Annotated in this window: 22 protein-coding genes; 11 read left to right on the top strand and 11 right to left on the bottom strand. The window is 70.2% G+C overall.

Annotated elements, in window-relative coordinates:
- Positions 1 to 58: 58 nt before the first annotated feature.
- The 3 genes from FNF32_RS05195 to FNF32_RS05185 are packed head-to-tail and all read left to right on the top strand — an operon-like array spanning position 59 to position 2,218.
- Positions 59 to 1,231, top strand: a complete 1,173-nt coding sequence (locus FNF32_RS05195; protein WP_131673788.1) for a bifunctional 2-C-methyl-D-erythritol 4-phosphate cytidylyltransferase/2-C-methyl-D-erythritol 2,4-cyclodiphosphate synthase — start codon at positions 59 to 61, stop codon at positions 1,229 to 1,231.
- A 4-nt stretch (positions 1,232 to 1,235) separates the two neighbouring features.
- Positions 1,236 to 1,727 carry a phosphatidylglycerophosphatase A family protein gene (locus FNF32_RS05190; RefSeq protein ID WP_131673789.1) on the top strand — a complete coding sequence of 164 codons (492 nt, stop codon included), beginning with the start codon at positions 1,236 to 1,238 and terminating at the stop codon, positions 1,725 to 1,727.
- 11 nt (positions 1,728 to 1,738) lie between these two features.
- On the top strand, positions 1,739 to 2,218 hold the full coding sequence (locus FNF32_RS05185; RefSeq protein ID WP_131673790.1) for a CinA family protein: 480 nt from the start codon (positions 1,739 to 1,741) through the stop codon (positions 2,216 to 2,218).
- On the opposite strand, the gene FNF32_RS05180 is transcribed toward FNF32_RS05185, so the two are convergent.
- The 8 genes from FNF32_RS05180 to FNF32_RS05145 all read right to left on the bottom strand — a co-directional run bounded on the left by FNF32_RS05180 (position 2,200) and on the right by FNF32_RS05145 (position 8,723).
- Positions 2,200 to 3,258, bottom strand: a complete 1,059-nt coding sequence (locus FNF32_RS05180) for a threonine aldolase family protein (RefSeq protein ID WP_131673791.1) — start codon at positions 3,256 to 3,258, stop codon at positions 2,200 to 2,202. The genes FNF32_RS05185 and FNF32_RS05180 overlap by 19 nt on opposite strands.
- Positions 3,255 to 3,695, bottom strand: coding sequence for a YcgN family cysteine cluster protein (locus FNF32_RS05175; protein ID WP_131673792.1), 441 nt, complete (start codon positions 3,693 to 3,695; stop codon positions 3,255 to 3,257). Before FNF32_RS05175 ends, FNF32_RS05180 begins: the two co-directional genes overlap by 4 nt.
- Positions 3,695 to 4,624: a bifunctional riboflavin kinase/FAD synthetase gene (locus FNF32_RS05170; protein WP_131673818.1), complete on the bottom strand. Its 930-nt coding sequence runs from the start codon at positions 4,622 to 4,624 to the stop codon at positions 3,695 to 3,697. The genes FNF32_RS05175 and FNF32_RS05170 overlap by 1 nt, the downstream gene beginning before the upstream one ends.
- 88 nt (positions 4,625 to 4,712) lie before the next feature.
- Positions 4,713 to 5,102 (bottom strand): MaoC family dehydratase, encoded by a 390-nt coding sequence (locus FNF32_RS05165; protein ID WP_246087700.1) that lies wholly within the window; start codon positions 5,100 to 5,102, stop codon positions 4,713 to 4,715.
- A gap of 196 nt (positions 5,103 to 5,298) precedes the next feature.
- A complete protein-coding gene (locus FNF32_RS05160) occupies positions 5,299 to 6,162 on the bottom strand; it encodes a TIGR01459 family HAD-type hydrolase (RefSeq protein ID WP_131673793.1) in 864 nt (287 codons plus the stop codon).
- Positions 6,163 to 6,306: 144 nt separating this feature from the next.
- Positions 6,307 to 7,227, bottom strand: coding sequence for a manganese-dependent inorganic pyrophosphatase (locus tag FNF32_RS05155; protein ID WP_131673794.1), 921 nt, complete (start codon positions 7,225 to 7,227; stop codon positions 6,307 to 6,309).
- A gap of 102 nt (positions 7,228 to 7,329) precedes the next feature.
- Positions 7,330 to 7,677 carry a DUF4440 domain-containing protein gene (locus tag FNF32_RS05150; protein ID WP_131673795.1) on the bottom strand — a complete coding sequence of 116 codons (348 nt, stop codon included), beginning with the start codon at positions 7,675 to 7,677 and terminating at the stop codon, positions 7,330 to 7,332.
- Positions 7,674 to 8,723 (bottom strand): TraB/GumN family protein, encoded by a 1,050-nt coding sequence (locus tag FNF32_RS05145; RefSeq protein ID WP_131673796.1) that lies wholly within the window; start codon positions 8,721 to 8,723, stop codon positions 7,674 to 7,676. Before FNF32_RS05145 ends, FNF32_RS05150 begins: the two co-directional genes overlap by 4 nt.
- 232 nt (positions 8,724 to 8,955) lie before the next feature.
- Between FNF32_RS05145 and FNF32_RS05140 the strand changes: the two genes are divergently transcribed.
- From FNF32_RS05140 to FNF32_RS05130, 3 genes are all read left to right on the top strand, one after another.
- Positions 8,956 to 9,243 carry a co-chaperone GroES gene (locus tag FNF32_RS05140; RefSeq protein ID WP_131673797.1) on the top strand — a complete coding sequence of 96 codons (288 nt, stop codon included), beginning with the start codon at positions 8,956 to 8,958 and terminating at the stop codon, positions 9,241 to 9,243.
- 53 nt (positions 9,244 to 9,296) lie between these two features.
- Positions 9,297 to 10,946: a chaperonin GroEL gene (groL, locus tag FNF32_RS05135; RefSeq protein WP_131673798.1), complete on the top strand. Its 1,650-nt coding sequence runs from the start codon at positions 9,297 to 9,299 to the stop codon at positions 10,944 to 10,946.
- A gap of 208 nt (positions 10,947 to 11,154) precedes the next feature.
- Positions 11,155 to 11,556 carry a hypothetical protein gene (locus FNF32_RS05130; protein WP_143796503.1) on the top strand — a complete coding sequence of 134 codons (402 nt, stop codon included), beginning with the start codon at positions 11,155 to 11,157 and terminating at the stop codon, positions 11,554 to 11,556.
- Between the two features lie 47 nt (positions 11,557 to 11,603).
- Here the strand turns inward: FNF32_RS05130 and FNF32_RS05125 are convergent, their stop codons facing one another.
- Entirely contained in the window at positions 11,604 to 12,431 is an 828-nt protein-coding gene (locus tag FNF32_RS05125; RefSeq protein ID WP_131673800.1) for an aminotransferase class IV family protein, read from the bottom strand.
- 79 nt (positions 12,432 to 12,510) lie between these two features.
- Here FNF32_RS05125 and FNF32_RS05120 point away from each other — a divergent pair, with 79 nt between their 5' ends.
- Entirely contained in the window at positions 12,511 to 12,867 is a 357-nt protein-coding gene (locus FNF32_RS05120) for a MerR family transcriptional regulator (protein WP_131673801.1), read from the top strand.
- A gap of 33 nt (positions 12,868 to 12,900) precedes the next feature.
- Here FNF32_RS05120 and FNF32_RS05115 read toward each other — a convergent pair whose 3' ends face one another.
- Both FNF32_RS05115 and FNF32_RS05110 read right to left on the bottom strand, forming a co-directional pair.
- The gene (locus tag FNF32_RS05115; protein WP_131673802.1) at positions 12,901 to 14,424 is read right to left on the bottom strand and encodes a Ppx/GppA family phosphatase; all 1,524 of its coding nucleotides are present in this window, start codon (positions 14,422 to 14,424) and stop codon (positions 12,901 to 12,903) included.
- 61 nt (positions 14,425 to 14,485) lie between these two features.
- On the bottom strand, positions 14,486 to 16,651 hold the full coding sequence (locus FNF32_RS05110; RefSeq protein ID WP_131673803.1) for an RNA degradosome polyphosphate kinase: 2,166 nt from the start codon (positions 16,649 to 16,651) through the stop codon (positions 14,486 to 14,488).
- A 182-nt stretch (positions 16,652 to 16,833) separates the two neighbouring features.
- On the opposite strand from FNF32_RS05110, the gene FNF32_RS05105 reads away from it, so the two are divergent.
- The 4 genes from FNF32_RS05105 to FNF32_RS15265 all read left to right on the top strand — a co-directional run bounded on the left by FNF32_RS05105 (position 16,834) and on the right by FNF32_RS15265 (position 19,705).
- The gene (locus FNF32_RS05105) at positions 16,834 to 17,385 is read left to right on the top strand and encodes a GNAT family N-acetyltransferase (protein WP_246087694.1); all 552 of its coding nucleotides are present in this window, start codon (positions 16,834 to 16,836) and stop codon (positions 17,383 to 17,385) included.
- 43 nt (positions 17,386 to 17,428) lie between these two features.
- Positions 17,429 to 18,142, top strand: coding sequence for a molecular chaperone DjiA (locus tag FNF32_RS05100; RefSeq protein ID WP_131673804.1), 714 nt, complete (start codon positions 17,429 to 17,431; stop codon positions 18,140 to 18,142).
- 112 nt (positions 18,143 to 18,254) lie between these two features.
- Complete coding sequence (locus FNF32_RS05095; RefSeq protein WP_131673805.1) at positions 18,255 to 18,974, top strand: sterol desaturase family protein; 720 nt, start codon at positions 18,255 to 18,257, stop codon at positions 18,972 to 18,974.
- A 131-nt stretch (positions 18,975 to 19,105) separates the two neighbouring features.
- On the top strand, positions 19,106 to 19,705 hold the full coding sequence (locus tag FNF32_RS15265) for a hypothetical protein (RefSeq protein WP_185961857.1): 600 nt from the start codon (positions 19,106 to 19,108) through the stop codon (positions 19,703 to 19,705).
- Positions 19,706 to 19,743 lie beyond the last annotated feature (38 nt).

The raw sequence follows: 19,743 nt of genomic DNA, 5'->3' as shown, positions 1-19,743 counted from the left end.
AGCTCCCCGGCAAGCGCCCCGATTGCGGAGCAGGTTCCCATGGCATAACCATCGCCCGATGACCGAAGCACCGTCCCCTTTCGTGCCCGTCGCCCTCGTCACCGCCGCCGGGCGCGGCACCCGCGCGGGCGGGGGCGAGCCCAAGCAGTGGCGCCTCGTCGGCGGACGGTCGGTGCTGGCCCGCGCCGTCGATGCGCTGGCGCCCGTGGGCCGCGTGGTCGTGGTGGTCCACCCCGACGACATGACCCGCGCGATCGCCGCACTCGGCGGCCGGGTGACGCTTGTCGAGGGCGGCGAGACGCGGTCGGAAAGCGTCCGCGCTGGGCTCGACCTGCTGGAAGGATCGGGCGTGACCCACGTCCTGATCCATGACGGCGCGCGGCCGCTGGTGTCGCCCGCCGTGATCGCGGGCGTCCTTGACGCGCTGCGGGCGGGCGCGGATGCCGCTGCCCCTGCCCTGCCCGTCACCGACGCGCTGTGGACCGGGGCCGACGGCCGCGTGACCGGAATGCGCCCGCGTGACGGGCTGTTCCGCGCCCAGACGCCGCAGGGATTCCGGCTGGCCCCGATCCTTGCCGCGCATCGCGCAGCACCCGAAAGCGCCGCCGACGACGTGGAGATTGCCCACCGCGCCGGCATCCCCGTCGCCATCACCGCGGGCGCGGACGACAACATCAAGCTGACATGGCCCGGCGACTTCGCGCGGGCCGACGCGATCCTGCGCGCGCGGGGCGGAACGGAGGGGACGATGACGGATGTGCGGCTGGGGAACGGCTACGACGTCCACGCCTTCGGGCCGGGCGATCATGTCTGGCTGTGCGGGATCAAGGTCGCGCACGACGCGGGGCTGGTCGGCCATTCCGACGCCGACGTGGGCATGCACGCGCTGACCGACGCGATCTACGGCGCGCTGGCGCAGGGCGACATCGGCCGCCACTTTCCGCCCAGCGACCCGCAGTGGAAGGGCGCGGCGAGCGAGATCTTCCTGCGCCACGCGGCCGATCTTGCCCGCGAAAAGGGCTTTCGCATCGGCAACGCCGACGTGACGCTGGTCTGCGAGATGCCCAAGGTCGGCCCGCACGCGGCCGCCATGCAGGACCGCCTGGCCGCGATCATGGGCGTCGATGCGGACCGGGTGAGCGTCAAGGCCACCACCTCGGAACGGCTGGGCTTCACCGGGCGCCGCGAAGGCATCGCCGCGCTTGCCACCGCGACGCTGATCGGGGGCTGACGGCATGGACAGGCAGATCGCCACGCTGTTCGGGATCGGCCACCTGCGTCCGGGCCCCGGCACCTGGGCCTCGCTCGTGACGCTGGCGGTCGGCTGGGGCCTGCACCGGATCGGGCATTTCCCGCTGGTGGCCGCCGGCACGCTGCTGGTGCTGGCGGTCGGCTGGCGGGCCGTCGTCCGCTACACCGCCGCCATGACCGACCGCGACCGGCCCGAGATCGTCGTGGACGAGATGGCCGGGCAGCTGATCGCGCTGTGCGCGACCTCGGCCGGGTTCTGGTCGGCCGGCTTGCCGCGCGAGGCGTTTCCGTGGCCGGGCCTCGTCGCGCCATTCCTGTTCTTCCGCCTGTTCGACATCTGGAAGCCGTGGCTGGTGGGCCGCGCCGACCGCCGCACCGACGCGGCGGGCGTCATGCTGGACGATGTGTGGGCGGGGGTGTTCGCGGCCGTGGCCTCGATCGCGGCGGCCGGGTTCTACCACGCGGTGCTGATGTGAGCGGTGTTGATATGACTGGCGCAGCGGCGGTGCTGGCCGCCGCGCGGAAGGCGGGTGTCATGATCGCCACCGCCGAAAGCTGCACCGGCGGTATGATCGCCGCCGCGCTGACCGAAATCGCGGGATCGTCGGACGTGGTGGACCGCGGCTTCGTCACCTACTCGAACGCCGCCAAGGTCGAGATGCTGGGCGTGCGCCCGGACACGCTTGCTACCCACGGCGCGGTCAGCGAGGACACGGCGGCCGAGATGGCGGCGGGCGCGCTGGTCCGGTCGCGCGCGGGGGTGGCGGTATCGGTCACCGGCATCGCCGGGCCGGGCGGGTCCGCGACCAAGCCCGAGGGGCGGGTCTGCTTCGGCATCGCCGATGCGGGCGGGGTCCGCACTGAAACGGTCGAGTTCGGCGCCATCGGCCGCGCGCAGGTCCGCGCCGCCGCGACCGCGCACGCGCTGGCGCTGCTGCTGGCGGCGCTTCAGCCCGCGAAGGACTGAACCGCGTCCTCGAACCCGCGCAGCTCGTCGTCGGTGGTGGCCCAGCTGGTGACCAGTCGGATCGTGCCGCGATCGGCATCGTCGCCCGCATCGGGCCAGTCGGCGGCGCGCAGGCCCCGCGCGCGCAGATGCGCGATCAGCCCGCGCGGCGCGCGCACGAACAGCTCGTTCACTTCGACCGGCTGCAATCGCTCCAGCCCCGCCGCGTCCGCGATCCGGCCGAGGTCGGCGGCGGCGGCGTTCGCGCGGGCCGCGAGATCCAGCCACAGCCCGCCGTCGAGCCACGCGATCATCTGCGCGGCGAGGAAGCGGTGCTTGGACCACAGATGCCCTGCCCGCATCCGCCGGAACGCGAAGTCGGCGGCGCGCACGCCCGTGCGGCCTGGGTCGAAGAACACCACCGCCTCAAGCGCCATGCAGCCGTTCTTGGTCCCGCCCAGCGACATGGCGTCCGCGCCCGCGCGGTGGGTCAGGGCGGCTGGGGCCGATCCGGTGGCCGCGACCGCGTTCGCGAACCGCGCCCCGTCCACGTGCAGCGCCATGCCCGCGCCGCGCACGATCCGCGCCAGATCCGCGACCTGCGCGGCGGAATAGACGGTGCCCCACTCGGTCGCGTTCGTCACCGACAGGACGGCGTTCATCCCGTCATGTTCATCCACCTGCGGATAGTCGAACAGCCGCGCGCTCAGCGCATGGGGCGCGATGCGGCCGTCCGCCCCGTCGATCAGCGCCATCTGCGCGCCGCCCGCCATGAAGGCGGGCGCGCCGGACTCGCTTGTCTCGATATGGGCGGTGCGGTGGCAAAAGATGCGGCCCCAGGGCGGGCACAGCTGCGCCAGCGCCAGCGCATTGGCCCCGGTGCCGGTGCCCAGCAGGAACACCTGCGCGTCGGGCGCGTCGAACACCTCGCGCACCCGGTCTTGCGCCCGGGCGGTCAGGTCGTCGCGGCCATACGACGCCGCATGTCCGACGTTCGCGTCGGCCATCGCGGCCATGATCCGGGGGTGGACGCCCGAGGCGTTATCCGATCCGAAGTTCACGACAGATCCTCGATCGCGTAGCGGTCCCAGTCGTCCTCGTCCACGTCCAGCTCGCTGACCGTGCGGCCCTGCACCGACATGCCCGCCCGGTGGATCGCATCGCGATCGCCCGAGATCAGGTGGTGCCAGGGATAAAGCGGCTTCCCCTCGGCCCGCAGGCGATAGGCGCAGGTCGCGGGCAGCCACCAGGAAATCTCGTCCAGCTTGCCGGGCGTCAGCACGATGCAGTCGGGCACGAAGTCGTGGCGGTTGGGATAGCTGGAACACTGGCAGCTCTGTCCGTCGAGCAGGCGGCAGGCGACGCAGGTGAAATCGACGCTGCCGTCATCCTCGTACTCGATCTTGTTCAGGCAGCACTTGCCGCAGCCGTCGCACAGCGCCTCCCACTCGGCCGCCGACAGCTCGGCCAGCGGCAGGTCCCAGAACTGAGGCCGCATCAGCCAAGAACCTTGCGCGCCCGCGCCTCGTCCTCGCGCATCTGCGCGATCAGCGCATCGAGGCTGTCGAACTTCTGTTCGGGGCGCAGGTATTCGACCAGCGCGACTGAAAGCTCGGCCCCGTAAAGATCGCCCGAGAAGTCGAAGATATAGGTTTCCAGGTTGGGCGCGTTGTCCCCGAACATCGGCCGCACCCCCAGGCTCGCGACACCGCGATAGCTGCCCCGATGGGGGCCGCCCAGCACCTCGACCAGCACCGCATAGACGCCGAGTTTCGGCAGCAGCCGGTCCGCCACCGACATGTTGGCGGTCGGATAGCCGAGTTCACGGCCGCGCTTTTCGCCGTGCAGGACCGGCCCCTCGATCCGGTGCCAGTGGCCCAGCATCCGCTCGGCGTCGCGGGGCCGACCCTCGGCCAGCGCCTCGCGGATCGCGGTCGAGCTGGCGGGCTCGTCCCCGGCAAGGCCGCTCAGCGGCACGGCGGTGACGCCGAAGCCGAGTTGGCGGCCAAGGTCGGCCAGCACGGCCGCGTCGCCCGCGCGCTTGTGGCCGAAGCGGAAGTCGGCCCCGATCGAGACGTGAACGACGCCCAGGCCGTGGGCCAGCACGTCGCGCGCGAACGCCTCGGGCGTGAGCCCGGCCAGCACGGGCCCGAAGGGCAGTTCGAACAGCTGCGACACGCCCAGCCGCGAAAGGCGGTTGGCGCGCGCGGTCGCGTCCATCAGGCGGAAGGGCGGGCTGTCGGGGGCAAAGACCTGGCGCGGATGCGGCTCGAACGTGACGACGCCCAGGGGCGCGTCGGGGCGGGCGGCGCGGGCCGCGTCAAGGACCGCCCGGTGGCCGCGGTGGATGCCGTCGAAGTTGCCCATCGCGACCGTCGCCCCCCGCGCCGACGCGGGCAGGCCGGTCCAGGCGCGGTGGATGTGCATCGGCGGGTTCTGCATCGGCGGTCGGTCCGGTCGTGTTGGTTCGTCGAAGTCGCGGCCAGCCGGTTCGGGCGGGCGGTCAGCCAAGCAATCAGGCGGGCACGCGGCTTGGCGCCAGCACCAGCGCCTCGCCTTTCAGCACGACCGTATTGCCGACCGATGCGCTGGTGGCAAGTGTCACGCGGCGGCGCGCAAGGTCGATCGCCTCGACCCGGACCTCGGCCCGGACGCTGTCGCCGGGCCGCACCGGACCCAGGAACCGCAGCGTCTGGCTGAGATAGACGGTCCCGTGCCCGGGCAGCTGCTCGCCAATGACGGCGGACACGAGGCCCGCGGTCAGCATCCCGTGCGCGATCCGGCCCTTGAACATCGTCCCCTGCGCATATTCGTCGTCCAGGTGGACCGGATTGCGGTCGGACGAAGCGCGGGCGAACAGCGCGATGTCGTCGTCGGTGATCTGCTTGAGCAGGTGCCGCGTCATGCCGACCGCCAGATCCTCGACGAAGATCGTGCCGCGCAGCGCGCCGTCGCCAGACGCACCGGACACATCCTGAAGGTCGTCAACGCCCGGCAAAACAGCCTCAGCAGTCGTCATCGCAAGACTCATCAATGCACCGCCAGTTGTCGCCGCAGCGCAGCATAAACCGCGCCGCAACCCCGCGCCAGCCGCGCAGAGATCAGCGCAGCCGCCCCATTGCATAGGCCGGTGCCTGCCCCTGCCCCGCCAGCCACGCGGTCAGCAGCGCGTCTTCGGGGTTTTCGACATCGGGTCCAAGATGCTCGGCGGCAAGCCCGCCGGTGATGAACAGCGTATCCAGCCCCTGCCGCCGCCCGCCGTCGACGTCGGTCGAGATCCCGTCGCCGATGCACAGGATGCGGACCCCGGCATCGATGCCCAGATGCCGCCGCGCAAGGTCGTAGATCGGCGCATGGGGCTTGCCGAAGTACAGCGCCGTGCCGCCGATCTGCTCGTAAAGCTCTGCCAGCGCGCCCGCGCAATAGATCCGCGTCTCGCCCACGTCCACCACGATGTCGGGATTGGCGCACAGCATCTTCAGCCCGCGCGCGGCCGCCTGTTCCAGCACCTCGCGGTAATCCTCGGGCGTCTCGTTTGTCTCGTCGAAGGGGCCAGTCGCCACGATCCCCTCGGCATCCTCGAAGGCGACGCGCTCGATGCCGCTCGCGCGGGGATCGTCGGGCCCGGCGAAGAAGCCAAGGTCCTTCTCGGTCCCGATATGCCAGACGCGGCGCCCCACCTCGCCCGCCCACATCGCGTCCTGCGCCGCGTCGCCCGAGGTCACGATGTCGTCCCAAGCGTCACGCGGGACGTTGAGCCGTGCGATCTGCTCGGCCACGAAACGCCGCGGTCGCGGCGCGTTGGTCATCAGCGCCACGCGCCCGCCCTGACGACGGAAGTCCTGCAAGGCCGCGATCGCCGCCGGGTAAGCCACGCGCCCGTTGTGGACGCAGCCCCACAGGTCGCAGAACAGGACGTCGTAGTCGCCCGAGACTTCGGTCAGCGCGTTGATGATGTGCGTCACGGGAGAACCTTCGTCGTTCGGGCGGGAAGAAATATCCTCGGGGCTGGCGAGCGCCCGGAAAACGGTCCGGTGGACCGTTCTCAGCGAGGCAGGGGCCGGAAGGCCCAAGGGGGCGGAACGCCCCCAGGCTTTCGGCGCGGCGGATCAGGCCTGCAGGACGGGGATGATCTGCTTCTTGCGGCTGACGACGCCCGGCAGGACCACGCTGTCGCCCGTGACCGTCACGCCGAACGACCGCTCGGCCACCCGGCGGACGTAGTCGTTGGGGATCAGCAGCGTCGCCTGCTCGTTCAGGATGTCCACGATGAACATCAGGACCTCGTGCGCGCCGTCCTCGGCGGCGACGGCCGGGATCGCGGCCATCAGCGCGGCCTTGCGGTCCAGAAGGACCTGCGGCGCGGTGGTTTCCAGCACCGACACGCGCAGCAGCCGCCCGTCGAGTTCGTATTCCTTGCTGTCCATCCGCAGCAGCGAGGCGTCATCAAAGGCCGAGACGTCGGATTTGGCGGTGAACATCTCGGTCGCGTAATCCGGGATGTCGATGCCCAGGTCGCGGGCCAGGTTCTCGGCCACGAAGCGGTCGTGCGGGGTCGTGGTGGGGCTGCGGAACTGCAGGGTGTCCGACAGGATGCAGGTCAGCATCATGCCCTTCACCCATTCGGGCGCGCGGGCCATGTCGTCTGCGCCGATCAGGTCGTGCATGATCGTCGCGGTGCAGGCGAGCGGGCGGATCGTGATGTTGATCGGCAGCCGGGTCTTCAGCCCGCCGGCCAGCAGGTGATGGTCGATCACCTCCATCACCTCGGCCTCGTTGATCGAGGCGGGCAGCTCGGCCAGGTTGTTGGTGTCCACGATCACGCACTGATCGCCCGGCGCCACGTCGGTGATGAACTCGGGCATGTCCACGCCCCAGCGGCCCAGCATCCACACGGCCTCGGTGTTGGGCGACCCCTGCAGCACGGCCTTGGCCGGGGTCTTGCGGACCTCGGTCAGGTACCACGCCCAGATGAGCGGCGAGCCGGTGGAATCGGTATCGGGGGCCTTGTGGCCGAACACCTGGATCATGGGGGACCTTTCGGGAAAGCGGTTTCGCGCGGCTTATAGGATCGGCCCCAGCGCTTGTCTATCGACCCCGCCAGCCTCGCGCCGCGCGCTGCCCGCCGCATGTCACGAAGGCGCGCGCACCGTCTGCTGGTGCTGCACGATCTGCCAGTCGTCGCCCTGCCGGACCCAGGTCGAGGTGCAGAACGCGGCGTAGTCCGACCCGTCGGGCCGCCGGGCCGTGGCGGCATAGCCCAGCACCACGCAATCTTCGTTTTCCACCATGCGGCGGTCGCTCATGCCGACGCTGTCCCAGCCGGGGCCGTTGTCGAGCGCCGCGAAGATCTCCTCGCCCTGCAGGAGTCCGAAACCGAACGCCATCACTGCGGCGGGGTGGGTGCGCCGCCGCGCCTCGGCCGCGCCCATGGTCCACCACGCCTCTTCGTCCGCCCAGCGTTCCTCGGTCATGCTCATCGCGCCACCCTCTCCACCGTCCATCCGTCCCGTTCCAGCAGCCGCAGCACGCCCTGCTCGCCCGGCAGGTGCAGCGCGCCCACCGCCGCCACGACCTCGCGCCCGGCGGGCGTGTCCCCTGCCTCAGGCCTTACCGCCGCCTCTGCAGCAGCGGTCAACGGCGCGATCCACGCGCGGTTCCGCCGGTCCATCAGCCGCTCCTGCGCCAGCGCCACCTGCCGGTCCACCTCGGCCCGGCTCAGGCCCGAATTGATGTAGGAATCGAGGCGCGAGAACTCCCACAGCTCCCACACCTTTCCGGCGAAGAAGGCGGCGGCGGTGGTGGTCGTGAAGTCGTCGGCGTGTTCGGCGCCGGGCAGCGACCACAGGACCATGTCGATCTCGTCCTCGGGCGACAGGTCGTCGAACATGCCCAGCACGGTGTCGTAGGGTTCAAGCGAGCGCACCGGGACACCCGCCTTTTCGGCCGTGTCCATCAGCATCATGTCCATGCCGGCGGGCGCCCCGCCGGGGGCGCGCATCTCGGCCATCATGCAGGGCGACATCGACAGGGTCATCGCCGCGTACCAGGGCCGCATCCGGCTGGCGAGGATCGCGGGCACGCCGCGTTCGGCCGCCGCTTCGGACAGGGCCGCCCATTGTTCCTTGCCCATCCGTTCGGGCAGGCTGGGCCCGACGGGGTCCATCAGCAGGTCGGGCTCGGACAGAAGCCGCGCCTTGAGCTTTTCCTGGTCTTCGGGCGACACCTCGACCATCAGCGTCGCGGCGTTCTCGATCCGAGGCTTCAGGGCCGCGACCGCGTCGGCATGGCGCGGATCGGTGAAGTGGTAGGTGCCAAGAATCAGCATCCGCGCATCGCCCTTGCGCGCCTCCCACACCGTTCCTTCCGAGTGCGGGACCCGCGACGCCGCCGCCGCCACCTCGGCCCGCATCGCGGGGGTCAGGTCGTCGAACAGGTTGCGCCCCGTGCAGGCCGCCTGCGCGCCCGCATTCGCGGACACCCCCGTCATGGCCCACAGCGTCGCCGCAAGGATCAACCGCTTCATTTCCGTTTCCTTTCCGTCGCCGGCGCAAGGGTTTGCCGGATGTTCCTGCGACCGGACCGGGGACGCGTCCGCCAGACCCTGCCACGCCCGCGCGGCGCAACCAAGACCGCGTCACGGGCAGTTGACCCGGGCTGTTGACTTGGCCCTGCCCCGCGCCTAGATCAGCCCCCGATTGGCACTCATCAAAGCAGAGTGCCAACACCTGCAACCTGAAACATCGGAGTGTACCACGATGGCATTCAAACCGCTGCACGACCGCGTTCTGGTCCGCCGCGTCCAGTCGGACGAAAAGACCAAGGGCGGGCTGATCATCCCCGACACCGCCAAGGAAAAACCCGCCGAGGGCGAGATCGTCTCGGTCGGCGAGGGCGCGCGCAAGGACTCGGGCGAGCTGATCGCCCCCTCGGTCAAGGCCGGCGACAAGATCCTGTTCGGCAAATGGTCGGGCACCGAAGTGACGCTGGACGGCGAAGAGCTGCTCATCATGAAGGAAAGCGACATTCTCGGGATCATCGGCTGAGCCGGCGAACCCTGACGGACATCGCTTCAAACTGTTTCAGAAGGATTAGGTAAATGGCTGGCAAGGAAGTCAAGTTCAGCACTGACGCCCGCGACCGCATGCTGAAAGGCGTCAACATCCTGGCCGACGCGGTCAAGGTGACGCTGGGCCCGAAGGGCCGCAACGTGGTCATCGACAAGTCGTTCGGCGCCCCGCGCATCACCAAGGACGGCGTCTCGGTCGCCAAGGAAATCGAGCTGACCGACAAGTTCGAGAACATGGGCGCGCAGATGGTCCGCGAAGTCGCGTCGCGCACCAATGACGAGGCCGGCGACGGCACCACCACCGCGACGGTGCTGGCGCAAGCCATCGTCAAGGAAGGCATGAAGGCGGTCGCCGCCGGCATGAACCCGATGGACCTCAAGCGCGGCATCGACCTTGCGACCGCCCGCGTGGTGGAGTCGATCAAGTCGGCCTCGCGCCCGGTCAACGACACCGCCGAAGTCGCCCAGGTCGGCACCATCTCGGCCAACGGCGAAGCCTTCATCGGCCAGCAGATCGCCGAGGCGATGCAGAAGGTCGGCAACGAGGGTGTCATCACCGTCGAAGAAAACAAGGGGATGGAGACGGAAGTCGAAGTCGTCGAGGGCATGCAGTTCGACCGCGGCTACCTGTCGTCCTACTTCGTGACCAACCCCGAGAAGATGATCGCCGAGCTCGAGGATGCCTACATCCTGCTGCACGAGAAGAAGCTGTCGTCGCTGCAGCCGATGGTCCCGCTGCTGGAAAGCGTGATCCAGACCGGCAAGCCGCTGCTGATCGTCGCCGAGGATGTCGAGGGCGAGGCGCTGGCCACGCTGGTCGTCAACCGCCTGCGCGGCGGCCTGAAGGTCGCGGCCGTCAAGGCTCCGGGCTTCGGCGATCGCCGCAAGGCCATGCTGCAGGACATCGCGATCCTGACCGGCGGCCAGGTGATCTCGGACGATCTTGGCATGAAGCTGGAAAACGTCAGCATCGACATGCTGGGCCGCGCCAAGAAGATCTCGATCAACAAGGACAACACCACCATCGTCGATGGTTCGGGTGAAAAGGCCGAGATCGAGGCCCGCGTCAGCCAGATCCGTCAGCAGATCGAGGAAACCACCTCGGACTACGACAAGGAAAAGCTGCAGGAACGCGTGGCCAAGCTGGCTGGCGGCGTCGCCGTCATCCGCGTCGGCGGCATGACCGAAGTCGAGGTGAAGGAGCGCAAGGACCGCGTCGATGACGCGCTGAACGCGACCCGCGCAGCGGTGCAGGAAGGCGTCGTCGTGGGCGGCGGTGTCGCGCTCGTCCAGGGCGGCAAGGCGCTGGAAGGCATGGAAGGCGGCAACGCCGACCAGAACGCCGGCATCGCCATCGTCCGCCGTGCGCTGGAAGCGCCGATGCGCCAGATCGCCGAGAACGCGGGCGTCGACGGCGCCGTCGTGGCCGGCAAGGTGCGCGAATCGGACGACAAGTCGTTCGGCTTCAACGCCCAGACCGAAGAATATGGCGACATGTTCAAGTTCGGCGTGATCGACCCGGCCAAGGTCGTCCGCACCGCGCTGGAAGACGCGGCCTCGATCGCGGGCCTGCTGATCACCACCGAAGCCATGATCGCTGAAAAGCCCGAACCCAAAGGCGCCGCGGGCGCTGGCATGGGCGGCGGCATGGGCGGCATGGGCGGGATGGACATGATGTAATGTCCCCGCCCGACCGCTTCGGTCGAGCAACGGAAAGGGCGCCCGCGTGGCGCCCTTTTCCATGCACGGGGCGGCGCGTTCGGCCCGCATCTCGCCCGCTCGCCGTACCCGTTCAGCCAAACGTGATTGTGCCGGCGGGCCGGGCGGGCGCATCATTCGTCTCCGGTCCCGCGCGACCCGCCCTTGCTTGCCGCCTGCCCCATTCGGAGTGACCGCCATGCGCCTGATCCCGATCCTCGCCGCCGCCCTCGCGCTGGCGCCGCTGCCCGCGTCGGCCTTTACCGCGCGTAACGGCATGGTCGCCCAGCAGGTCAGCCCGACCGAGATCGCGGTCCCGTTCGATTCCGGGCGTTCGGACACCAGCTACTGGTGCGCGGCGGGCGACCTTGCCGAACAGGTCATGGGCCTGCCCGGCAAGACCCGCCTGTGGCGCGCCACCCCCGAACCTCGCCGCAAGGGTCAGGGCATCGTCTTTACCGTCGATCCCGACAAACGGGCCGAGAACGCGGGCGTGTCCGAGTTCGGGTCCGGCCCGCAGGACGGGTCGGTGTCGGTGTCGATGGCGATCGCCAGCTACTGCCGGTTGCGTTTTCCGCTGTGGCGGGACTGAGGCGGCCAGCGGCTCGCCGTCCCGCCCGTTCTGCCCGAAGCGGCGCTTCAGACATCGACCGCCGGCTCCTCCTGATAGGCCCCGTGCAGAAGCTGCATGAAGTCCCCCGCGACGGGGATCGCCGCATCGCCGATCGCGCCGACCGGAACGCCGGGCGTCCACGAGTTCATCACCGCCGCCCCCGCCATCCGGGCCGCGTCGTCGGGCCTCAACTCCGCCGTCCGCTGCGGCACGCCGGACCGTTGCAGCTGGCGCCGGACGATCTGCTGCGTGATCCCGTCCAGCATCTCGGCCCGCGGCCAGACGACGGCCCGGCCGTCCCAGAACACGAGGTTCCAGATCGTCGCCTCGCTCAGCCGTCCGTCCGCATCGACATAGGCGGCGTCGTCGAAACCCCGGGCGACGGCCTGGCGCAGATAAATCGTCTTGGTGGATTCGCCGACCTGCTTGATGTCCGCGAGCGGGCGGGTGTGGCGCACCGCGTCAAGGCGCAGCGGACCGGAAGGGCCGTCCGACGGCGGCGCGGTCCGCACTAGGATGGCCGGGTCGTCGTCCGCGCCGGCGGGGGTGAACTCTCCCACACGGGAAAACATCGTGGCGGTCAGCGAGTGGTCGGGGCCGGCGCCTGCCGCCGCCTCAGCCGCCTCAGCCGCCTCGCGGAGACGATCGCGCACGACGTCGTCGGCAAGGGCCGCGCCGAACATCCGCCGCGACGCATGGCGAAGCCGGTCAAGGTGAAGGTCGAGCCCCCGCACCCGGCCGCCGCGCAGTTGCATGGCGGTGAAGTGGGCGAAGCCGGCGAATGCCAGCGGCGCGAGGTCGGCGGCGGTGGCCGCGCGGCCGTTGAGCAGGGTGGCGTGATCGGACGTGGACATGGATGCTCCTCATGGGGTTCGCATGGGTGAGCGGGTGGTCTAGACGATGACAGCGCTGTCAGGGTCAAGGGGGACGTGCATGAAGATCGGCGAGCTTGCGGACCGCACCGGAGTCAGCGTCCGCATGCTGCGGTATTACGAGGCGCGGGGCCTTCTCGATCCCGCGCGGAACGGCAACGGCTATCGTGACTACGGGGCCGAGGACGTGGCGACGGTCGGGCGGATCAGGTCGCTTGGCGCGGCCGGGATGACCCTGCCCGAGATCAGCCACTTTCTGCCCTGCGCGCTGGCCGGGCGGTCAGAGTTCGAGCCCTGCGACGAGCTTGCCGCGCTGCTGCGCAAGCAGATCGCGCAGGTGGACGGGCAGCGCCGGAAACTGGACGAAAGCCGCGACCTGCTCGCGACGCTGCTGCGGCAGGTGGACAACCGGGCCTGACCCCGCGCGACCCCGCCGCGTGAAGCGCCCCGGTCAGACGACGACCGGCTCCACCTTCATCGCCGCGCACAGCGACTTGAACCGCGCCTCCGCGACCTCGCCCATCAGCGCGCGGCCCATCCGGGTCAGCGTCAGCGTCAGCGTGTCCGCGCCTCGGTCAAGCGTCAGCTCCCCCGCCTCGGCCGGATCGCGGACCGAGAACATGGCCCCGAAACGCATCGCCTTGCCCAGGATCTCGGCCTTGTCGATCTGGTCGTCGGTCAGCAGCGTCAGCAGCGGCTCCATCACCGATCCGGCTCGGCTGTTCTTGTAGCGGTGCAGCAGCGCCAGCCCCAGGAACACCCGCTGCGGATGCGACAGCGCGGCAAGGTTCGCGCGCGTCACGTTGTCGAAACAGGATTCGGCGCGATAGTCGGGGTGCGCGCGCCAGCTTGTGTCGTGCAGCAGGCAGGCGGCGCGGACCAGCCGATCGTGGTCGGACGAGATGTCCTGAAACAGCGGCGACAGGAACTGGTAAAGCTTCTTGCCGAACCCCGGCATCCGCGCCATCTGCCGTTCGGTAAACCGCGCCGCCTCGATCAGCGGGTCGCGCCTGCGGATCGTGTCGGGCATCTGCTCGTAGAGCAGCCCCTCGCGGATGCCATAGGCGCTGACGGCGATCTCGGGCGGGTCGAACGACTGCACCAGCTCGCGCAGGACCTGCATCGCCAGCGGCACCAGCTCCATCCGCCCCTGCGAGATGCCGGTCTGCGCGCGCAGCTCGTCCAGCGACTGGTCGCCGGCCCATTTGACCGTGGCCATCACGTCGTCGGGCGTCATGCGGTATTCGTGCAGCACCGTCATCGGGTAGCCGCGCCGTTCCATGTCGAGCCGGGCGATCGCCCGCCACGATCCGCCGACCAGATAGATCCGCTCGTGATCGGTCCCCATCTCGCCCGCAAGGCCGGACATGATCTTTTCGATATGCTTGCGAAGTCCCTTGCCCTCGACCTGCTGCAACCGGAACGGCCCGAGGGCAGATGTGACGCGGTCGCCCACCTCGCCGTCCGCGACCTTGGCCAGCTCCATCGAGTTGCCGCCGATGTCGCAGACAAGGCCGCGGGCGTCGGGCCAGCCCAGCAGCACGCCCTGCGCCGACAGCCGCGCCTCTTCCTTGCCGTCGATGACCCACAGCTTCAGGCCGGTTTCCTCTTCGACCTGGCGCTGGAAGGCGGGGCCGTCCTCGGCCTCGCGCACGGCGGCGGTCGCCACGCAGGTCAGCGGGTGGATGCCCATCCCCTCGGCCAGCTCGCTGAAGCGGCGCAGCGCGGCCATGCCGCGGACCGCGCCCTCGGGGTTCAGCTTGCCGGTGGTGGCGAGCCCCTGCCCCAGTCCGGCCATGACCTTTTCGTTGTAGAAATAGGCGGGGCTGCGGGCCGCGCCGTCAAAGACAACCATGCGGATCGAGTTCGAGCCGACATCGACGACGCCCACCCGCTGCAACTCGCGCGCCGACAGGACGCCGCGGTCCTTGCCGAACGGCGCAAAGCTGCGCCCCGAGACGGTCTTGACGGACATCGGAAACTCTCCCGGGCAGGTGTCGCGGTTGCGCGGATCAACGGCTCGGCGGTTGTGTGGTTCAATCCAGCGAGTGGGTCAATGCCGGAACGTCCCGCGCACCGGCGGTTCCCCGCCCGGAGAGCGACGGGTTTTCCATGAAGAAGCGGTGGCAGTTGAACAGGTCGTCGCGCCCCGCCGGCAGGTGGCGCAGATAGCGCCCGTCGGGCTGCAGGATCCAGCTTTGCGCCTCGTCCGCCATGTTGGCGGCCATGACCTGGCTGGTGATCTGCGCCTTGACGGTGTCGTTCATGCATTCGACCAGTGTTTCCACCCGCCGGTTCAGGTTGCGGTCCATCCAGTCGGCCGAGCTGATGAACACCCGCGCCTTGCGCGACGGCAGGCCGTGGCCGTTGCCGAAGCAGACGATCCGGCTGTGTTCCAGGAACCGGCCGACGATCGACTTGACGCGGATGTTCGCGGACAGACCGTCGATTCCGGGCCTGAGGCCGCAGATGCCGCGGATGACCAGGTTGATCTTCACCCCCGCCTGCGACGCGGCATAAAGCGCCTCGATCACCTCGCGCTCGGTCAGGCTGTTCATCTTGGCCCAGATCGCGGCGCGGCGGCCCTGCCGCGCAAGCTCCGCCTCGCGGCCGATCAGCTCGACCAGCTTGTCCTTCAGCGCAAAGGGCGAGATCGAGAGGTTCTCCAGCCCGTCCGGCTGCACGTAGCCCGACAGGTAGTTGAAGACCTTGGTCGCGTCCCGCCCCAGCGCCGGGTCGCAGGTGAACAGCGACAGGTCGGTGTAGATGCGGGCGGTGATGGGGTGGTAGTTGCCGGTGCCGTAATGGGTATAGGTCACCAGCCGGTCGCCCTCGCGCCGCACGACGCTGCTGATCTTGGCGTGGGTCTTGTAGTTCATGAAGCCGTAGACGACATGCGCGCCCGCCCGTTCCAGCCGGCGCGACTGGCGAATGTTCGCGGCCTCGTCGAAGCGCGCCTTCAGCTCCACCAGCGCGGTCACGGACTTGCCCGATTCCGCCGCCTCGCACAGCGCGTCCACGATCGGGCTGTCGCGGCTGGTGCGGTAGAGCGTCTGCTTGATCGCCAGCACGTTCGGATCGACCGCCGCCTGCGCGAGAAAGCGGATCACCATGTCGAACGTCTCATACGGGTGGTGCAGCAGCATGTCCTTTTGCCGGATCGCCGCGAACATGTCGCCGTCGTGGTCCTGCACCCGCTCGGGCACGCGCGGGACGAAGGACGGCCACAGAAGATCGCGGCGGCTGTCCAGAACCAGTTCGGACAGGTCGGCCATGCCGACCAGGCCATCGACCTCGACCACCTCCTCGGGCGTGACGTGGAGTTCGGACATGATGAGGCGGCGCAGGCGTTCGGTTGCGCCCGCGGTCAGCTTCAGCCGCACGACCTCGCCCCGGCGGCGGCGCTTCAGCGCGTGCTCGAACTCGCGCACCAGGTCCTCGGCTTCGTCCTCGACCTCAAGATCGCTGTCGCGCAGCACGCGGAAGGCGCAGTGGCCGGCGTCGCTGTAGCCCGGAAACAGCCGGTCGAGGTTCATCAGCAGCAGGTCCTCCAGCCGCAGGAACCGCGCCCCGCCGGGCAGCGCCACGAAGCGCGCAAGCTGCCCCGGAATCGGAAGCAGCGCCTCCAGCCGGCGGCCGTCGCTGACGCGGGCGAGTTCCACCGCCAGCGAAAAGCCGAGATTGGGGATGAAGGGGAACGGATGCGCGGGGTCGATCGCCAGCGGCGACACGACCGGAAACACCTGGTCGAGGAAGTAGCGGTCGAGCCACTCGACCTCTTCCGAGGTGACGGTCTGGCGGGTCACGATGACGATCCCGGCCGCTTCCATCTCGCGCCGCAGGGTGTTCCAGACCGACTGCTGCGCCGCCATCAGACGCCGCGCGTCGGCGTTGATGAGCCCCAACTGCTCGGCCGGGCTGAGCCCGTCGTCGGACACGGTCGCATTCCCCTCGCGCACCAGCTCGCGCAGGCCGGCGACGCGGACCGTGAAGAACTCGTCGAGGTTCGCGGCCGAGATCGACAGGAAGCGCAGCCGTTCCAGCAAGGGCACCCGCAGGTTCCGCGCCTCGTCCAGCACCCGCCAGTTGAAGCTGAGCCAGCTCAGCTCGCGATTGAAGAAGCGGGCGGGGCCTTCGGGTGGGCCTTCCGGCAGCACGCGGGCGGGCGGGAAAGGGGCTTGCAGGAAATCGGCCTGGGTCATCGGATCGTCATCGGATCTTGGGATCTTCTCGCTGGATAGCTGCGGATCATGCGTTTTGGCGGGCCGACTGTCCAGCCGTTAGGCGGCGCGGGCGTCCGTGGCGGCCCGGGCGCTTTCGCTTGCGTCCGCGGTTGCGTAGGCTCACGCGCCGCCCGCCGTTCCGCGCCGCCGAAAGGTCCGCCATGCAGATCCGCCCCGCCACCGCCGCCGAAAGGTCCGCCATGCAGATCCGCCCCGCCACCGCCGCCGACGCGGACGCCATCGCCGCCATCTGGAACCCGATCATCCGCGACACCGTCATCACCTTCTGGCCGACCGAGCGGTCGCAGGCGGACATCGCCGCCATGATCGCCGAGCGGCGGCGGGACGGCTTCGCGTTCCTGGTCGCGATCGACGGGGCCCGGGTGACGGGCTTTGCCTCGACCTCGCAGTTCCGGGGCGGCGCGGGTTATGCGCGGACGCTGGAACACACGGTCCACGTCGCGGAAGGGCAGCGCGGCAAGGGGACCGGCCGCGCCTTGATGGCGGCGGTTCAGGCGCATGCGAGCGCCGCCGGGGCGCGGGTGCTGATCGGGGCGATCACCGCCGGGAACCGCGCGAGCGTGCAGTTTCACGCGCAGCTGGGCTTTGCCGAATGGGGACGGATTCCTGCGGCGGGCTGGAAGTTCGGGCGCTTCCACGATCTTGTCCTGATGGGAAAGGACCTGGGCGAAAACGGCGCGCCCGTTCCGTGATCGCGTCTTTCCTGCGCCCCCTGTTACCGCTACCCTGACCGGCATGGACGATGTTTCGCACCCGACGCGCGCCGCGGCGCCGCGCCTGCCGCAGCCGCGTGGCTTCTGGCAGCGCATCCTCGACCGCATGGCCGCGCTGGTGGGTGGCCGCGCCGCGGTTCCGCCGGAACGGTCGGTCGCCTTTACCATCGCCGTGATCGCGCTGGGCGCCAAGATCGCCAAGGCCGACGGCCGCGTCGCGCGGGAAGAGGTCGCGGCCTTCCGCCGCATCTTCAAGATCCCCCGGACCGAGGAACGGCACGCGGCGCAGGTGTTCGACCTTGCCCGCCGCGACGTGGCGGGCTTCGACCTGTGGGCCGGGCGGATGGCCGCGATGTTCCCGCCCGCCGACCCGGTGCTGGTGGACGTGCTCGAAGGGCTGCACCTGATCGCGATGGCCGACCACAGCCTGACCCCGGGCGAGGTCGTGTTCCTTGACGAGGTGGCGCGCATCTTCGGCGTCGATCCCGGCACCGTCGCCGCCATGCGCGCCCGCCACGACCCCGAACAGGGCTGCCCGCCCTGCGACGTGCTGGGCATCCCCCCCGGCACGCCTTTGGACGAGGCGCGCGCGCGCTGGCGCGACCTCGTGCGCGAGAACCATCCCGACCGCGCGCAGGCCCACGGCCTTCCGCGCGAGGCGATCCGCCTGGCCGAGGCGCGGACCCGGGCGATCAACGAGGCGTGGCAGACCTATCGCAGCCAGTATCGCGGCTGACCCGGCCACCATCTGACGCGACGTGGCGCGCCCCCGCGCGCGGACGCCGGTTGACCGGCCGCGCTGTCGGCCGCAGGCTCGTCACGATACCGTCGCTTTTGGGGAGGGGTCGATGGAACGCATCCGCCTGATGCTGTCGCACCGCGCCGTAGCCATTCTGGCCGCCGCATTCGTGCTGGGACTGGCCGCCACCCTGACAGGGCCGGTCTGGCTGTGGGCGCTGGTGCCGGTGGGCGTCGGCCTGCAGATGCTGAACGAATACGCGATGCACCGCTTCCTCTTCCACCTGCCGCCGCCGCGCGAGCAGTGGAAGTTCGACCTGCTCTACCGCGCGCATTACGGCCACCACGACTTTCCGACCTGCCCGTCGCTGTTCTTCGTGCCGGCCTTCGTCGCGCTGCCGATGCTGGCGCTGCATGTGCTGGCCGCCGCGTTGGTGGGCGAGCTGCTGCTGCCCGGCATGGGCTGGCGGGTCGCGGCGGCGGTGACGCTGACGGGCGGCGTCGGCACCTTCCTCGTCTATGAATGGTTCCACATGACCGCGCATCTGCCCGTGCGCCGCAGCCGGCTGGAACAGCACGTCACGACGATGCACAACCAGCACCATTTCCGCGACTTCACCCGCTGGTTCCACGTCTCGCCGGGCGGCGAGGTGATCGACCGGGCGCTGGGCACGGCGATCTCGCGGGACGCGCTGAAGGCGAAGTCGCGGGCCGAGTTCATCCGCACCCTGGGCCTGCGCCCCGACGATCCCCGCCTGCTGTCGGCCCGCGCCCGGATCGCGCAGGCGCACGGCGTCAGCGCGGCCGAGATCGCCCGCGCCGCAACCTAACCCGGAAGGGCGCGGGGCGCGGTACCCCACGGGCGCGGGCAGGACGTCACGGGAACCCCGCCGCGTCGCGGGTCGTTTTCCGCCCGACCGTTCAGCGCGACAGACCGCGCGCCCGCAAAGGTACCCGTCACATGCTTCACCGTCTCGCACTCACCTGCGCCCTGTCGCTGGCCGCCGTCGCGCCGCTTGCCACCGGCGCGATGGCCCAGGGCTTCCAGATGCCCGGCGCCGACCAGCCCGCCATCCCCCCGGGGACGACGCCACCGGCGGCCGCGCCCGGGATCGACGACGGGTCGATCGGGTCGATCCTCGACAACCTGCTGACCGAGGCGCAGCCGCATCTCGAAGGGCTCGCCGGCGCGATGGAGGGGACGTTGCAGGAAATCTCGCCCGCGCTGCGCGAACTCGGCGGGCTGGTGGACGACATCGAGAACTATCAGCGCCCCGAGCGGCTGCCCAACGGCGACATCATCCTGCGCCGCCGCGCCGACGCGCCGCCCCCGCCGCCCACCGACCGGCTGGAGCGTCTGGTGCCCGGCGGCGATGCGGTGCCCGGGGTCGCCCCGGCCGTACCCGCCCCGGCGGTCCCGTCCCCCGCGGTGCCCGCGCCGGTCGCGCCCGCGCCCCTGTTCCCCGCGCCCGCGCCCGCGCCCCTGTTCCCCGCGCCCGCCGTCCCCGACCCCGCCACACCCGCCGTGCCGACCGGCCCCGCGCCCCGCGTCACGCTGTAGCCGGAACGAAGAAGGGCCGGGTTTCCCCGGCCCTTTTC

Origin of the sequence: Paracoccus marinus, from assembly GCF_007018965.1 — a bacterium.
GTDB classification, from domain to species: domain Bacteria; phylum Pseudomonadota; class Alphaproteobacteria; order Rhodobacterales; family Rhodobacteraceae; genus Paracoccus; species Paracoccus marinus.
Note: the sequence above shows the minus strand (reverse complement) of the source record. Positions and strands in the feature narration are given on the sequence as shown.

Excerpts from the sequence above, each read along its gene's own strand:
- FNF32_RS05110 (WP_131673803.1), bottom strand. The coding sequence starts at position 16,651 with ATGACCCAGGCCGATTTCCTGCAAGCCCCTTTCCCGCCCGCCCGCGTG.
- FNF32_RS05145 (WP_131673796.1), bottom strand. The coding sequence starts at position 8,723 with ATGAAGCGGTTGATCCTTGCGGCGACGCTGTGGGCCATGACGGGGGTG.
- FNF32_RS05125 (WP_131673800.1), bottom strand. The coding sequence starts at position 12,431 with ATGTCCACGTCCGATCACGCCACCCTGCTCAACGGCCGCGCGGCCACC.
- FNF32_RS05195 (WP_131673788.1), top strand. The coding sequence starts at position 59 with ATGACCGAAGCACCGTCCCCTTTCGTGCCCGTCGCCCTCGTCACCGCC.
- FNF32_RS05155 (WP_131673794.1), bottom strand. The coding sequence starts at position 7,227 with ATGATCCAGGTGTTCGGCCACAAGGCCCCCGATACCGATTCCACCGGC.
- FNF32_RS05120 (WP_131673801.1), top strand. The coding sequence starts at position 12,511 with ATGAAGATCGGCGAGCTTGCGGACCGCACCGGAGTCAGCGTCCGCATG.
- FNF32_RS05095 (WP_131673805.1), top strand. The coding sequence starts at position 18,255 with ATGGAACGCATCCGCCTGATGCTGTCGCACCGCGCCGTAGCCATTCTG.
- FNF32_RS05165 (WP_246087700.1), bottom strand. The coding sequence starts at position 5,102 with ATGACGCGGCACCTGCTCAAGCAGATCACCGACGACGACATCGCGCTG.
- FNF32_RS05170 (WP_131673818.1), bottom strand. The coding sequence starts at position 4,624 with ATGCACATCCACCGCGCCTGGACCGGCCTGCCCGCGTCGGCGCGGGGG.
- FNF32_RS05100 (WP_131673804.1), top strand. The coding sequence starts at position 17,429 with ATGGACGATGTTTCGCACCCGACGCGCGCCGCGGCGCCGCGCCTGCCG.
- FNF32_RS05175 (WP_131673792.1), bottom strand. The coding sequence starts at position 3,695 with ATGCGGCCTCAGTTCTGGGACCTGCCGCTGGCCGAGCTGTCGGCGGCC.
- FNF32_RS05115 (WP_131673802.1), bottom strand. The coding sequence starts at position 14,424 with ATGTCCGTCAAGACCGTCTCGGGGCGCAGCTTTGCGCCGTTCGGCAAG.
- FNF32_RS05140 (WP_131673797.1), top strand. The coding sequence starts at position 8,956 with ATGGCATTCAAACCGCTGCACGACCGCGTTCTGGTCCGCCGCGTCCAG.
- FNF32_RS05185 (WP_131673790.1), top strand. The coding sequence starts at position 1,739 with ATGACTGGCGCAGCGGCGGTGCTGGCCGCCGCGCGGAAGGCGGGTGTC.
- FNF32_RS15265 (WP_185961857.1), top strand. The coding sequence starts at position 19,106 with ATGCTTCACCGTCTCGCACTCACCTGCGCCCTGTCGCTGGCCGCCGTC.
- groL (WP_131673798.1), top strand. The coding sequence starts at position 9,297 with ATGGCTGGCAAGGAAGTCAAGTTCAGCACTGACGCCCGCGACCGCATG.
- FNF32_RS05190 (WP_131673789.1), top strand. The coding sequence starts at position 1,236 with ATGGACAGGCAGATCGCCACGCTGTTCGGGATCGGCCACCTGCGTCCG.
- FNF32_RS05150 (WP_131673795.1), bottom strand. The coding sequence starts at position 7,677 with ATGAGCATGACCGAGGAACGCTGGGCGGACGAAGAGGCGTGGTGGACC.
- FNF32_RS05105 (WP_246087694.1), top strand. The coding sequence starts at position 16,834 with ATGCAGATCCGCCCCGCCACCGCCGCCGAAAGGTCCGCCATGCAGATC.